This window comes from Pseudomonas sp. R5(2019) (assembly GCF_009905435.1).
Taxonomy (GTDB): Bacteria; Pseudomonadota; Gammaproteobacteria; order Pseudomonadales; family Pseudomonadaceae; genus Aquipseudomonas.
The window spans coordinates 1-12,461 of sequence record NZ_JAAAMT010000053.1; the positions used below are offsets into that span (position 1 = coordinate 1).

Annotated in this window: 16 protein-coding genes; 5 read left to right on the plus strand and 11 right to left on the minus strand. The window is 58.0% G+C overall.

Annotated elements, in window-relative coordinates; all coding sequences use genetic code 11:
- Window positions 1-441: 441 nt before the first annotated feature.
- The 8 genes from GUY40_RS24005 to GUY40_RS24040 form a co-directional block, all read right to left on the minus strand.
- Window positions 442-885: a DUF2528 family protein gene (locus tag GUY40_RS24005; protein ID WP_166571401.1), complete on the minus strand. Its 444-nt coding sequence runs from the start codon at window positions 883-885 to the stop codon at window positions 442-444.
- Window positions 878-1,159 (minus strand): hypothetical protein, encoded by a 282-nt coding sequence (locus GUY40_RS24010; RefSeq protein WP_166571402.1) that lies wholly within the window; start codon window positions 1,157-1,159, stop codon window positions 878-880. The genes GUY40_RS24005 and GUY40_RS24010 overlap by 8 nt, the downstream gene beginning before the upstream one ends.
- Before the next feature lie 66 nt (window positions 1,160-1,225).
- Entirely contained in the window at window positions 1,226-1,540 is a 315-nt protein-coding gene (locus GUY40_RS24015; protein WP_166571403.1) for a hypothetical protein, read from the minus strand.
- A 25-nt stretch (window positions 1,541-1,565) separates the two neighbouring features.
- Window positions 1,566-4,259, minus strand: a complete 2,694-nt coding sequence (locus tag GUY40_RS24020) for a toprim domain-containing protein (RefSeq protein WP_166571404.1) — start codon at window positions 4,257-4,259, stop codon at window positions 1,566-1,568.
- 2 nt (window positions 4,260-4,261) lie between these two features.
- A complete protein-coding gene (locus tag GUY40_RS24025; protein ID WP_166571405.1) occupies window positions 4,262-4,495 on the minus strand; it encodes a hypothetical protein in 234 nt (77 codons plus the stop codon).
- Between the two features lie 72 nt (window positions 4,496-4,567).
- Window positions 4,568-4,930, minus strand: a complete 363-nt coding sequence (locus GUY40_RS24030; protein ID WP_166571406.1) for a hypothetical protein — start codon at window positions 4,928-4,930, stop codon at window positions 4,568-4,570.
- Entirely contained in the window at window positions 4,927-5,406 is a 480-nt protein-coding gene (locus GUY40_RS24035; protein ID WP_306092856.1) for a YmfL family putative regulatory protein, read from the minus strand. Before GUY40_RS24035 ends, GUY40_RS24030 begins: the two co-directional genes overlap by 4 nt.
- Window positions 5,407-5,435: 29 nt before the next feature.
- Entirely contained in the window at window positions 5,436-5,636 is a 201-nt protein-coding gene (locus GUY40_RS24040) for a DNA-binding protein (RefSeq protein ID WP_052966984.1), read from the minus strand.
- 87 nt (window positions 5,637-5,723) lie between these two features.
- Between GUY40_RS24040 and GUY40_RS24045 the strand changes: the two genes are divergently transcribed.
- Both GUY40_RS24045 and GUY40_RS24050 read left to right on the plus strand, forming a co-directional pair.
- Window positions 5,724-6,092: a helix-turn-helix domain-containing protein gene (locus GUY40_RS24045; RefSeq protein WP_166571408.1), complete on the plus strand. Its 369-nt coding sequence runs from the start codon at window positions 5,724-5,726 to the stop codon at window positions 6,090-6,092.
- Window positions 6,093-6,193: 101 nt separating this feature from the next.
- Window positions 6,194-6,379 carry a hypothetical protein gene (locus GUY40_RS24050; RefSeq protein WP_166571409.1) on the plus strand — a complete coding sequence of 62 codons (186 nt, stop codon included), beginning with the start codon at window positions 6,194-6,196 and terminating at the stop codon, window positions 6,377-6,379.
- Between the two features lie 78 nt (window positions 6,380-6,457).
- On the opposite strand, the gene GUY40_RS24055 is transcribed toward GUY40_RS24050, so the two are convergent.
- Genes GUY40_RS24055 through GUY40_RS24065 form a run of 3 tightly spaced genes read right to left on the minus strand, consistent with a single transcriptional unit; the run spans window position 6,458 to window position 9,612 of the window.
- A complete protein-coding gene (locus tag GUY40_RS24055) occupies window positions 6,458-6,742 on the minus strand; it encodes an ogr/Delta-like zinc finger family protein (RefSeq protein WP_306092857.1) in 285 nt (94 codons plus the stop codon).
- Between the two features lie 31 nt (window positions 6,743-6,773).
- Window positions 6,774-7,625: a phage portal protein gene (locus GUY40_RS24060; protein WP_256675845.1), complete on the minus strand. Its 852-nt coding sequence runs from the start codon at window positions 7,623-7,625 to the stop codon at window positions 6,774-6,776.
- Window positions 7,564-9,612: a terminase large subunit domain-containing protein gene (locus GUY40_RS24065; protein WP_166571411.1), complete on the minus strand. Its 2,049-nt coding sequence runs from the start codon at window positions 9,610-9,612 to the stop codon at window positions 7,564-7,566. The genes GUY40_RS24060 and GUY40_RS24065 overlap by 62 nt, the downstream gene beginning before the upstream one ends.
- Window positions 9,613-9,775: 163 nt before the next feature.
- Here GUY40_RS24065 and GUY40_RS24070 point away from each other — a divergent pair, with 163 nt between their 5' ends.
- Genes GUY40_RS24070 through gpM form a run of 3 tightly spaced genes read left to right on the plus strand, consistent with a single transcriptional unit; the run spans window position 9,776 to window position 12,439 of the window.
- Entirely contained in the window at window positions 9,776-10,702 is a 927-nt protein-coding gene (locus tag GUY40_RS24070) for a GPO family capsid scaffolding protein (protein ID WP_166571412.1), read from the plus strand.
- A 1-nt stretch (window position 10,703) separates the two neighbouring features.
- On the plus strand, window positions 10,704-11,723 hold the full coding sequence (locus tag GUY40_RS24075; RefSeq protein WP_166571413.1) for a phage major capsid protein, P2 family: 1,020 nt from the start codon (window positions 10,704-10,706) through the stop codon (window positions 11,721-11,723).
- Complete coding sequence (gpM, locus tag GUY40_RS24080; protein ID WP_166571414.1) at window positions 11,720-12,439, plus strand: phage terminase small subunit; 720 nt, start codon at window positions 11,720-11,722, stop codon at window positions 12,437-12,439. The genes GUY40_RS24075 and gpM overlap by 4 nt, the downstream gene beginning before the upstream one ends.
- Window positions 12,440-12,461 lie beyond the last annotated feature (22 nt).

Here is a 12,461-nt window from a genome sequence, read left to right on the forward strand (position 1 = left end):
GAAGCAGCATCTTCAGCAATGCGGCTTTGCGTTCAGGTGAATAGTACGGCACGACCAGTCTCTTTCCGCCCCCGATATGCTTTTTCAGGAAAAACCGGAGAGGCGACAACTATCCTGACACCGGGGGAGGGATGTGACCTCGAGGACATCCCTTTCCCGCATGAAACGATCCAACTTACTCACACTTTCCCCCCTTTCGCTTCTGAAACCGTGTGGCTTGGCCTCGCACACCATCGAATCGGCCTGAGAGTGGGCTAGCCCAAAACGTCTGATTTTTCTTCACTCCAAGAGCCTTTGCTTTGCTATGTACAGCACTCAGGGGCCGATCGAGGCGAGCCGCGACGTCGACGGTGGCGAGATCTGGATAAAGGTTCTCAAGCAGTGCGACTTCGTGGGTGGTCCAAAAACGCCTGGACCGGATTCTTCCTGCTGCCGACATGGTCAGGCTTCCTTCGCGACTGTTAATTCAGTCAGTTCGACTTCGTAATAACCAGGCACGTCCACTTCGGCGCCGATCACCCGCATGCCGCACCAGCCGTATGGTTGCTCGTCCGCCTCGCAGCCTCCAAAACCCTCGGCGCTGTGCAGGTCATGGGTCCAGCTGGCCCCCGGGTTTTCACCGAACACGTTTTTGAAAGTCGGGGTGAAACCTGCTCCGCCTTGCTCGAGCATGATCCTGATCATGGTAGAGCCGGCCAGTCGGATCGCGACGCGTATGACATCACCGCCTTCATCCATCAGCCTGGTTTGCTCGTTGGAAAGATAGTTGTTGATCATTGCTGCCCGGTCAGGCGTCAACACATCGAGGTTGACCTCGAGCAGCACCTCGTAGTCTTTCCAGGATTCACTCACTTTGAAGCGCTTGATATTAGTTTGCTCAGACATGATTTCGGTCCTGCAGCTGCTTGGTGGTGGTCATCGGGTTGGCGAGTACCTGGGCTACGACAAGCGCGTCGAGCTCGCTCAGGTCGCCTTGGGCATGAGCCATAGTGGTAAGGCATTCGAGGCGGATCCGCGCATCGGGAGTTTTCCGCACCTGGTAGTCGAACAAAGCTGTTCCGACGATCCGGATAGCCATCAGATGCCGCGCCGCTTGTGCGCCTTCGCCGGTCAATGTGATAGCCTTCGGATCGCTGCTGCTTTGGTGCTGTGCTTGCATGGTGTTGCTCCTTTCAGTAGTTGGTGTCGGGGAGGGCCAACTCCTCGACACCTCTTCATTTCCGGCTTAGCCGGCGCTCTGTTCACTCGGAATCTTTCGCACCAGGTGAAGCACCAGGTTCTCCAGCTCCACTACTTCGTCTGTCTCTGATTGCCATTCCAATGCGGCCTGGATCTGTTCCACGCTGCACTCAAGCACCAAAATTTCCCGCTGCCCATCCGCAGCACGTACCTCAAGGATCTCGATCAGGCCCGCAGCGCCATACGCTTCCGCGTGTACGGTTTTATTGGCTTCGCCGAACCAGTCCTGAAGCTCTTTCACGTAACGCAGTCGTCTCGTTGCTCCGTCCCGTCCGGCGCCGGTGATGACTTGGATATGCATAGGTGTTTCCCTCAATTGGTGACGATCAGGCGGCCTGGAATATCCAGCACCGCACGGTTTTCGGTTTGTCGGCGGCATCGGTATCCCATGCCGAGCAGACGTTTTTGTTGGTCTCCACGAACTTGGGGCACTTGCTGGTTTTAAGGTGGCGTTTGAGCTCAGTCAGGTCCGGGACTTTCTGGCGTTTCTCTGCGGCTTCCTTGGCGAAGTCGTTGAGGTTCACCGCGATCAGGCCGTCATTGCGGGAGTGGTTGAGCCCACCTGCAGTGCTGTTCAAGTACTCGTACAGCTCCCAGAACTCGACGACGATCGGGTGATCAGCATTGATCGCCAGCTGGCGGTCCTTGGCCATGTTCTGAATCTCGGTGTGAGCCGCTTCCACTTGGTGCTTTTTCAGCGGGATAACGTGCACCAGGGCGTCGACCAAGGCGTGCAGCTGGGCGTGATTCTTCGCGATCCGGACGGTGCGGATCTCGGGTAGGGCCAGCAGCTGCTGTTCGTATTTGGGCCCCTTTTCGCGGACGGTCTCCATCACCATGCTTTCCTTCATGGTGGACTTGACCAGGAACCCACTAACGCGGTCGACCGGCATACGTTCGAGCTTTTCCACCAGCAATTTGGTTTGCGGCGTCTGCCCGTCCTTCGTCATGGCGATGTGCACTAGGCGTTGCAGAATGGGTTCGGAAGCGTTCACCGCGTGGTTCTGGCCGATGACCACAGCGCCACGGAAAGGAGGTTCGCGGGTATCGTTGCCGTTGTTCTTCACACCGGTGGAGCGGACGCTGCGGCCGTTGTAGGCGGTTTTCAGTTCGTCCCAGTCGTACTGTTTGGTTTGGCTGCCATCGGTCTTTTCCCGCTCCGATTCGATCAGCACCACCGGCAGATTGCCAACCTGGGCGAAGTTACGTGCTCGAGCAACTGGGGTGCCCTTGGTTGGGTCGAAACCCTCGTAGTCGATACGACCGCAGAGCTTCCATAGGAACTCGATCAGCGTGGACTTACCGGCGCCTGGCTCACCGATGATTTCCATGAAGGGGTAGCTTTTCTGGTGCTGCCGGATCTGCTCGGCGAACAGCGAACCGAACCAGAAGGCGAGTGCGACCAGGCCTTTGGCGCCGAAACATTCCCAGATGATCTCCAGCCACTCGGTGTCGAACTTCTGTAGGTCTGTGTTCAGGTTGAGGATTACCGACTGGCTGAGGGTTTTGATGCTCAACCGATCCATGTCGAAGAAATCTTCCTCGTTCAGCTTGAACACCTTGCCGTCGCGCACCGCCACGTCGCCGTAGACGTACGCGCCGTGCTCACGGGTGTAGCCGGTGAAGTCGATGGTCTGCACGGTCTTGAGGGCGTCGGTTTGCTGCTCAATGAAGGCGTCCAGCTGCTGGGTAGTGCCGGTGAACATCCCGCCCGGGGCAATGCCGAGCAGGCGCTTCTTGAACTCAGCAGACGAGGCGATCTGCGAACTGGTGAAGGTGTTCTTGATCGGCGCCGCATCGTGGGCGAACGTGATCCGGAAGTAGTACCAGGACTCGTCGGTGAGCTTGTTCTCCTGGTAGTACAGGGCCTTGGGGTTGCAGGTGGCAATGCGCTGCAGCGCGCCGCACTGCTGCATGGCCTTGGCTCGCATCTGTTTGTCGTTTAGCAACTGGTCTTCTTGGTGCTCGCTGTCCTCGAGTTCCCGCATTGCCTTGTTGTACTTTTCCAGGTCCATCTTGAACCAGTACAGGCGGTTTCCGAACTCCAGGTGGAATTCGCTGCGGCGCTTCCAGTCGAACATCACCAAGGCCTTTTCGGTGGCGTTCTCGGCGATCAGCAGGGCGCCGTTGTGGCGCGCAATGGTGATGTCCTTGTCGAACTGAGCATCTCGCTTCTCGCCTTCGTCCAGGAACTGCCAACGCTGGTGCAGATCGTTCCAGTCGATCTTGCGGTTGTCCCGCTGGGGGATCTGTGCCGCTTCGCATGTAAAGCCCAATTCACGGGCCATGCGGACCCAGCGCTTCGTGTAAGCGTGTGCGCCTGGTTCGTTATCCAGCGCCCAGACCAGTTTCGGCAGATTGCCCGAACGAGCTGCCACAAGCGCCTGCAGGGATTCGGCCGGGAATGCGTTAGAGGACATTGCCGAAACGGCGGCGATGTTGTGGTGCACCAGGGCAATGGCGTCGAAGATGCCCTCGACAATCCAGATCTCCTTCACCTCGAGCACGTCGACGCATGGTGGGCACCACCACACGCCGCGATAACTGTCACCTGGTGCGAAGCGTGCCTTCATCTTGCCGAAGCGTGCAGGCTTGTCGATCAGGCGTTCCCAGTAGCCACCTTTTTCCAGGGCAAAGCGCACGGTCGCGCTGCCGGCGTTGTGTTGGGCCGAGTAGTAGGCTTCCTGGGTGAACCAACCCGCGATCAGCTCGTATTTGAATCCGCGATGGAACTCTAGGTATGCACGGGCTGTAGCTGTTGGTTCGTTTTCAGTTGCCGGCGCGCGCTTGCTCCAGTCTTCGAACAGGTCGTCGTAGATCTCTTTGACGTGCATGGTGTGGCCGCACTTCTCCGACCGGCCGCAGATCACTAGCCATGGTTTGTCGTGCCGGGAGTACAGCTCGCGCTTGTGACACTTGGGGCATTCGCCACCGCGCATGTAGTCGGTACCGGTACGGTGTTTCAGGCCGTAGTCGTGCTCGAGGCGCTGCAGGACGTCGTGACGCAGATCGTCTCTCATATTTATTTCACTGCTTTAAGGCTGAGGGATAGGGCCGCCATCAGGCTTTTCTGGGCTGCCATCACTGGGGATCTTTCGAGGATCAATTCGTGTCGTACGTCCTCAGGGACGAAGCGATATTCGTCTGCGTACCAGTGTTCATTCAGGCTCATCAGGTACTGCGCACGCACGGCAGCTCGCAGCGCTTTGGCCTGGGCCGAAGGCATTGTGGTGGTGACAATTACGGCGTTTCCCATGTGAAACCTCGGCATCAGGCAAAGCTCACCCAAACCCACGGCAAGTAGGCTCAGGACATTGGTAAAGGGGTGTTAGGTAGCGGGGGTGATGCGTGTTCCGTGGCCGGCAGCAATCAGGTGTTCATAGATCAGGTGAACCGGTACTGACCAGGCGCAGCCTCGGACGGGATCAGTGATGACTACGTTTCTTGCATCACATGATTTGAGGTCGAGGCGCTGGCGAACTTGTATTTCTGCGAGATCGATAAAGGCCTTGCACGTTAGGTGCACGGCCAGCGAGTGCGCTACTTCGAAGCTATCAATCAGGTGATTGATCGTCCGGTCCATGAACTGGCTCGGTTCGCCCAGGTGCTCGCCATGGTGACGCTCGAGGAACGCCAGTGCGGCAGCGCGAATGGTGTCCTGATAATCCATATCCGTGGAGACGTTGTTCATTTGGATTTCCCCGACTTCGAAGCGTGCAGTTGGATAACAGCGAGAACCTCGGCATGTCGGGCCGCCAGATGCAGCGAGTCGGCATGTAGGATCGCTTCAGCCTCGGCCTCGCTAATAATCTCGTCTTTCAATGCCTCGGCAATGAGGTGGTCGACGGTGCCCTTCTTGGCTGCGGCCTGGACGCACCGGGTGTACATTTCGACGTTATCCAGCGAATCAGGCTCGGCTACGGGAACAAACATGCCGCCATACATGGCTGCGATGTATTCGGGTAAATGTGTGGTCCCTGCCTCGAGCTCGAGCTGATAGATCTGTACATCAGTCAGCGGACGGCTGTTGTTGTTCTCATAGGCATGGTTATCGAACTTCTTGAGCGAAAGACCAATGCGAGCCGCTGCACATTCGCGTCCACCTGAGTAGGCGCAAATAATTGCACTGACAACTTGTCGACGAGTTTTTAGAACTGAACTTTTCATGTTCTGCTTTTCCCTGTGGCCCGGTGCCATTACTGTTCGATCACGCCGTCTTTGATCCCCAGCAACACCGCGGCGCGATGTGCCTCCCCACGGCGACCTTTTTTACGACCGTTCAAAAGGTCGCTGACCAAATTCTTATTCAGCGAGTGAATGCGACAGAACTCCGCAATGCTCATTCCTTTGTGGTCCAGGGCCTCACGGGCTTGCTCGGGTGTAAGGGTGGCGGGCATAGTGTTCGCTCGTGTGCGTTTGTGTGGGTTCGTGTTCGTACAGCGCCGATTATGACCAATTTATTTGTCCTGTAAAGGGGCTTAAGTTTGAAAAAATTGTCATCGAGTGAATTCTCGGAATTGAGTGCGGGCGAATGCTTGCGCGAGGAAAGGACTCGATTGGGTCTGAAACAAGAGGAAATGGCTCAGATAGGTGGCATAACTCGGAACACTCAAGGTAGCTATGAACGAGACGAGCGACGCCCGGATACTGGCTATTTGAAAGCCTTGCATGCCGTGGGTCTCGACGTCCTCTACGTTGTCACTGGGGTCCGAACTCCTGCCGAAGTTGGTGAGTTGAGCGAGGATGAAGAAGTGATGGTCAGGCGGTACCGCAGCCTCCCGCCAGATGACAAAAAATCTATGCGTCGCTTCCTGCAGGCGATCGCGGACGACGTAGCTAAAAGTTCGAATTAACTTGTAACAAAGCATGTGCGACATTCGTCGCCCCCCGGTTCTAAAGCCAGTCCCCGCCCCGATAACGTCGATTCAGCAATGCACTTTATGGAGTAGTAAGCATGTTGGATCGCACGAGCAACGAGCGCGGCTGCGCGGGAATCACTGAATTTGAATGGCACGCTCTTTCGAAAATTGAACGTCGTCTGGTCGGGCTTTACCGTCAGTTGAATGAGCAGGACCGAAAGCAACTTCGGCGCCTTACCGAGGCACTGGCGACCATTCCAGAGGAACCGGCAGCCAGTTGATTTGCCTGTAAAGCATCAAGCCGCTCTATTGATGTAAGAGTGCGCCGGCCCTTGTGTGGCCGGCGTTTCAGGCCCTATCTATGCCGCGCCCAACTGGGCGAAAATCTCCCGCTGTTTCGCTTTGGGTAGCTCTCTCAGACGATCAAATATGATTCGATCAACTTGTTCGGAAGACGGTGTCGTTGTATGTGAAAAGGTCACGGTAGACACCCATCTATGCCCGCAATGTACGGAGCTGCAGGTGTAGTAAATTTTTACGAAATCCCGTGATAGATGATCACTGCCCTTGTTCAACCCCTTGCATCCGCACTCTCTGCAATAGACCCGCATGTGTCCCTCCCCAGGGCAACTGTGTGCCACCATTATGCCATGAAACGTAGTGGAATTCTCCGGTCTAGTCGCTAGATGTAGTTGTTTCACCTGCTACTGGTGCTTCTCTCCAGGCAATTCGCCTGTCATTCCGTAATGCGTCGTTGAGCTGGTTAAACAGCTGGCAGATCGGCCGGATCTCGTTGCTGGTGTAGACCCGATCGATCTTTTCGATATCGCCAAAGCCGGCGCTGTTTTCGGGAATGATCCCGGCCAGTGCCGGGTTCATCCGCCAGGCGGCGATCACATCGTTGCGGGTAATGTTCTTCACCTTTTCCAGTTCGTCTTTGGCCTGGAAGTCGCCCACCGGGATGATCTGAATGGCGTTTTCCTTGCCGTTGGGGATGTTGACGAACATCGAACGGAAGTTACCCACACCCTTGCTGGAGCTGATCTGGGCACGCAGATTGTCCTCGTCCTCCTCGGTCAGATCCGGGTCGTTGGTGTAGAAGATGTAGCCCGCGTGTGCGCCGTTGCTGTAGTAACGCCGGCGGAAAAGGGTGGCCGCTTCATTGAGCAGTAGCGCCTGCAGGCCGCCCAAGTAGTCCGGAATGCCATATATGTTCTGCTCTACGTCGTAGTCCATGACGTGCTCGATCTCGTCCTGTTCGAAGTCCATAAACTTGTTGTCCGGCAGCAGCATTCTGAAACCGCCACCTACCTTGACCCGCATGTTGATTGCGGGAAGGTGCTGCAGCTCCAGGACTTGGCCGAAAGCGTTGGTATCCCGGTAGAAGTACGCTTCGCCAAACACCATGTAGTCCAGACCTGCGCGGCCCATGGTCTGAGCGCTGCAGCCGTCCGAAGGGATGAACTCACGCAGCAGCAAGTTGCGTTTGAACTTCGGAATGGCGCCGTGGTGCGCGTTGGCACGCAACAGTTTGGCCAGGCCCGTGCGTGACACTGGCGGCTTGTAGATCTCGCCGTCGTCGCTGGGAAACACCCCCACGTACTCGCCGATGTTGCCACTGAGCACTTGTTCTGGTTCCCCGAAGGTGAACGTGCGCATTGGCTGTTGCTGACGTGGCTGCTGATTGACCTGGGGCTTTTTGCGTCGGTTGGGCATGGGTTCCGCTCGTGATGTAGCGGCTCCGGCGCCGCTTGTTCGTGTTCAAGGGTTCGTTGGCCAGGGCGTGCATGATTGCCCAGGCAATATCGGCGTGGCCGGTGGCTTCGGTGCGCGAAGCGCTGTAGGTGATCTGGCCGCTGCCGGTGGTACCGCGCTTGATGGTCAGGAACGCCTGGGCAACATCGGTCCAACCGGCATCCCACTCGATGCGGCTTCCCTGGATCGTGTCCTGCGCCTTGAGAACCAACGTGTTTTTCGTTTCCAGGCTGTAGTGAATCGATGTTGTCCGTGGGTAGAAGTCGCGCACCAGGTCGAACACCCCATACCCAATGCCGGTGGTATCGATGCCGATGTGCTGCACGTTGAAGCGCTCGGTGAGTTTCTTGACCTGCTCGGCCTGGTACTTGAACGATTGTCCCCGCCAGCTGTGCTTCTCCAGGATGCGGAACTTCGCTCCAGCTTCGAGTGGAGGGGCAATGACCACGCAAGTGGCGTCATCGCGAGTGCGGCTGGGGTCGTAGCCGATCCAGACGGGGCTGTTGCCATAGGGGCGGTCATCGTCGGGCTTGTAGTCCTCCCACAACGTCAGGTCGGAGTAGCAGCGCTCCAGGTCTTTCAGGCCGAACGCGCTCTGCGAACTGTCAATGAACTTGCAATAGAACAGCTGCTGGAACTTGTCCTCGTCGTATTCCAGCTGCAGCTGCTCGAGGTCGAACAGGTCGCAGCCCCCGTCGATGGCATCCTGGATGGTGATGGTCTTACGCCATTGGCCATCCGGACACAGCGCGCCCTGGGTGTACGCCGCTTCGACAGGCCAGGTGCCTCCGACCTTTTTGCCGCGCTTGCTGTTGCGAAACTCTTCGCCGGACCAGAACGGATAGGCCTGGTGTGACACCGCACTGGGTGTCGAGAAGTAGGTTTTGCGCCACTTCTTGTGGGTGCCCATGGCGCTGGCCACGGTGCTGAGCTTTTCGAAATCGCGGATCCAGAAGTATTCGTCCACATAGACGTGGCCGTGGTAGCCCTGGGCGGTACTGCTGTTGGTGCTGAGGAAGCGCAGTTCGGCGCCGTTGCTGAGGGTTATGGGGTTGCCGGTCAGCTCGATGCCAAACCACTGCTGGGCAAACTGGATGATGTAGCTGCGGAAAATCTCCGATTGCGAGCGGCTGGCCGACAGGAACACCTGGTTGTCGCCGGTCAGCACCGCGTCCATGAAGGCTTCGCCGGCGAAATAGTAGGTCAGGCCGACCTGGCGACTTTTGAGGATGTTGCGGATCCGGCAGGTCAGCGGGTTTTGCTTGGCCGCGAACAGTTCCTGCTGATAGCGGTACATCTTGGAGATGAACTTATCCAGGAAGTCCACTTCGGTCAGGCCGCTGATATCGTTCTTTGCCTTCTTTTCCCGCTTCTTGTCGCCATTGTCCCTACGACCGGAGCGCCCCCCACGTGAGCCCTGACGTCGCTCCTGGGGCTCTGCCGGTTCGTCTACGTTTGGGGCCAGCGATGGCTTGGCGGCTTGTTTAAGAAGCCGTTCGCGAATGGTGGTCAGCCGGTCCAGCTCGTTCAGATCGTCCTTGCTCAGGCTTGTGGTCTTGTCCAGGAGCAGGGTGATACGCCGGCCGATCGCGGTCAGCGGTTCTTCATCCGACAGCATGTCTTCCCAACCGCCCTGGCGAATCCAGTAGTAGACGATCCGGATGTTAGGCAGGTTGAGTTGCGCCTGAATTTCCTTCGCCTTGCAGCGGCGTAGAAACAGACGTTTAGCGGCTTCTTTTACTTCGGTTGAGTAGAGCATGGGCCGCAGTCTATGCGGCGAAAACGCCGGAAACGCGAGGTTAAATTCCTCGTTTATCCTCGATACTGGAAGCAGGGGAGGGGCAAAAGTTAACTGATTGTTGGGCTGTCCATGGCTCCCTATCGTGGCGGCTCAAATCACCGATTGAGCGCAGTTATCGCCCATGCCCCGTTCCCTTGTTTCGTTCTGGAAACGTGTCGCCACCAGCGGCACCACCGCTGATGGTCGCGAGATCCTTCCCCAGGAACTGCGCGACATCGCTGAGACCTACAAGCCGGGTAAATACACCGCTGTGATCTGGTGTGACCACGAACGCTGGAATGGCTCCCACGGCACCGTATATGCCGTGCGTTTGGCTGAAGAGGGCGACGACCTGGAGCCGGGGCAGATTGCTCTGGAAGCCCAGTTGAAGCCCAACGATCGCCTGCTGTACCTCAACGACCAGGGCCAGAAGCTTTTCACCAGCATCGAGATCACCCCGAACTTCGCTGGCAGTGGCAAAGCCTACCTGACCGGCCTGGCCGTGACCGACGAGCCGGCCAGCCTGGGAACCCAAGAACTCTACTTCTCGAAGAAAACCCACAAGGCCGCGTACTACGCCGCCTCCGTTGAGTTGGGTTCCCTGCGTGACGACCAGCCCCAGGGCGAGTTAAGCAAGCTGATCTCCGCGTTCACCGGGTTGTTCAAGCGCTTCGGCCTTGAAGAAAGCCCTACCGAAGTCCCCCCGCAAACCTCAACAGAGAGCAAACCCCCAATGGATGAAGCTACAGCTACGGCCTTGAAAGCCCTGCTGGCTCAACTGCTGATTGTCGCCGCTGGCATTCAGGCAGTGATTGAGCCCGTCGCTGACGAGGCTCCAGAGCCTGACGCCGAGCCGATCGATGACGTGCAAGCAGCCGTCGACGGCATTGTGACCACCGCCGAAGAGGAACGAGAGTTCAGCCGCAAAGGTGGTGCTACGAACAAGGCCCTGCTGGCCAGCATGACGGCCCTGCAGAAGCAATTCACCGCGCTGCAGAACACCACCAACGGTCGCCAGTTGCCGCGTAACCCCGGCCCGGTAGTCCCTGGCAAGAAGCGGGTGCTCTGACATGGCTCAGCCACTAAGCGCCAAGGGCGCCCAACAGTATGCCGACCTGCAGGACTCGATCGCCGAAACTTACGGTGTTGAAAGTGCCCGCCGCATGTTCAGCGTGGAGCCGACGATCGCTCAAGAGCTGAACGACGCGATCACCGCCAAGGCTGACTTCCTGGAGCGAATCAACGTCGTTCCGGTCAGTGAGATCAAGGGCGAAAAAGTGTTCAACGGTGTCAATGGCCCGGTCACTGGCCGGACCAACACCAAGACCACCGACCGCGAAGCCAAGGATGCGTCGGCACTGGAAAACACCACTTACGAGCTGGCGGATACCCAGTCGGACGTGGGCCTGCCGTACGCCAAGATCGACGCCTGGGCGAAGTTTCCGGACTTCAAGGATCGCTATTCCGCCGCTGTGCAGAAGCGTATCGCCCAGGACCGTATTGTTATCGGCTTCCACGGTACCAGTGCAGCAACCCAGACCGATCTGGTAGCAAACCCCAAGCTGCAGGACGTGAACAAGGGTTGGCTGCAGCAACTGCGCGAGCAGGCCCCGCAACAGGTGCTCAAGGAAGGCGCTGTCGTCGGCAAGGTAACCCTCGGTGTGGGTGGCGATTACGCCAACCTCGACGCCCTGGTGCACGACACCAAGCAGATGGTCGATGAAATCCTGCGCGAGGACGGTGATCTGGTCGCGATCATTGGCTCCGACCTGTTGGCTGCTGATAAGGCCAAGCTGTACACCAAACAGGGCGACACCCCGACCGAGAAAGAGCGGATCGAGAACGCCCAGGTCATCGCGACCTACGGTGGTCTGCCGGCGTTCAGCGTGCCGAACTTCCCGGTCAACGCCGTGCTGGTCACCAGCTGGGACAACCTGTCGATCTATTTCCAGGAAACCAGCTGGCGTAAGCAGACGGTCGACAACCCGAAACGCTCCCGCGTCGAGGATTACAACAGCCGCAATGAAGGCTATGTGATCGAGCAGCTGGAAAAGATCGCCCTGACCGAGAACGTGGAGCTGGTGCCGTGAGCCTGGCCCTGGCGCACAAGCGCCGGACCCTGGCCATGGGCGTCGCAGCAGTAGCGGCTCTCTCCGTCGCTGCAGGCGTGGCGTACTCCCCGGCCGAGGCGCTGAGCAGCCCGGCCAATGCCCGCAAGCACCTGCTGCTGCAGGAAGCGGCGCTGGACCAGGACCTGGAGCGCCTGAGCGCCATCAAGGGCCTGGCCGGTCGCCAGTCACTCAAACGTGACGAGCTGCTGCCCAAGTACCAGGAGTACGTGCAGCGCTATTGCGAGTCGGGGCTGAACTTTCCGAACCGCGTCCTGGTGCAGGTGATGGTCTGGCTGTTTGACACCGCCCAGTTCGAAGACGGCCTGGAGCTGGCCGACTATGCGATGGAGCAGGGTCAGATCATGCCGGAGCGCTTCAAGCGCGATATTCCGACTTTTGTGGCTGACGCGATGATCGAGTGGGCCATGGTCGAGTACCAAGCAAAGCGCAGCCCTGAACCCTACCTGTCCGATCTGTTGCCCCGTGTAGATGGTGAATGGCAGCTGACCGAACAGATCCCGGCCAAGTACCACAAGTTGATCGGCATCCGCGCCATGGAGGCCAATGAGTGGGAAACCGCGCTCAAGCACTTTAAGCGCGCCATTGAGCTGTATCCGAAGGCCGGCGTGGATACCCGCATCGAAAACTGCCTGCGTGCACTGAAAAAACAACAGGCCAAACCGGCCACCGAATAACTGACTACCCCCCCCGGCGAGA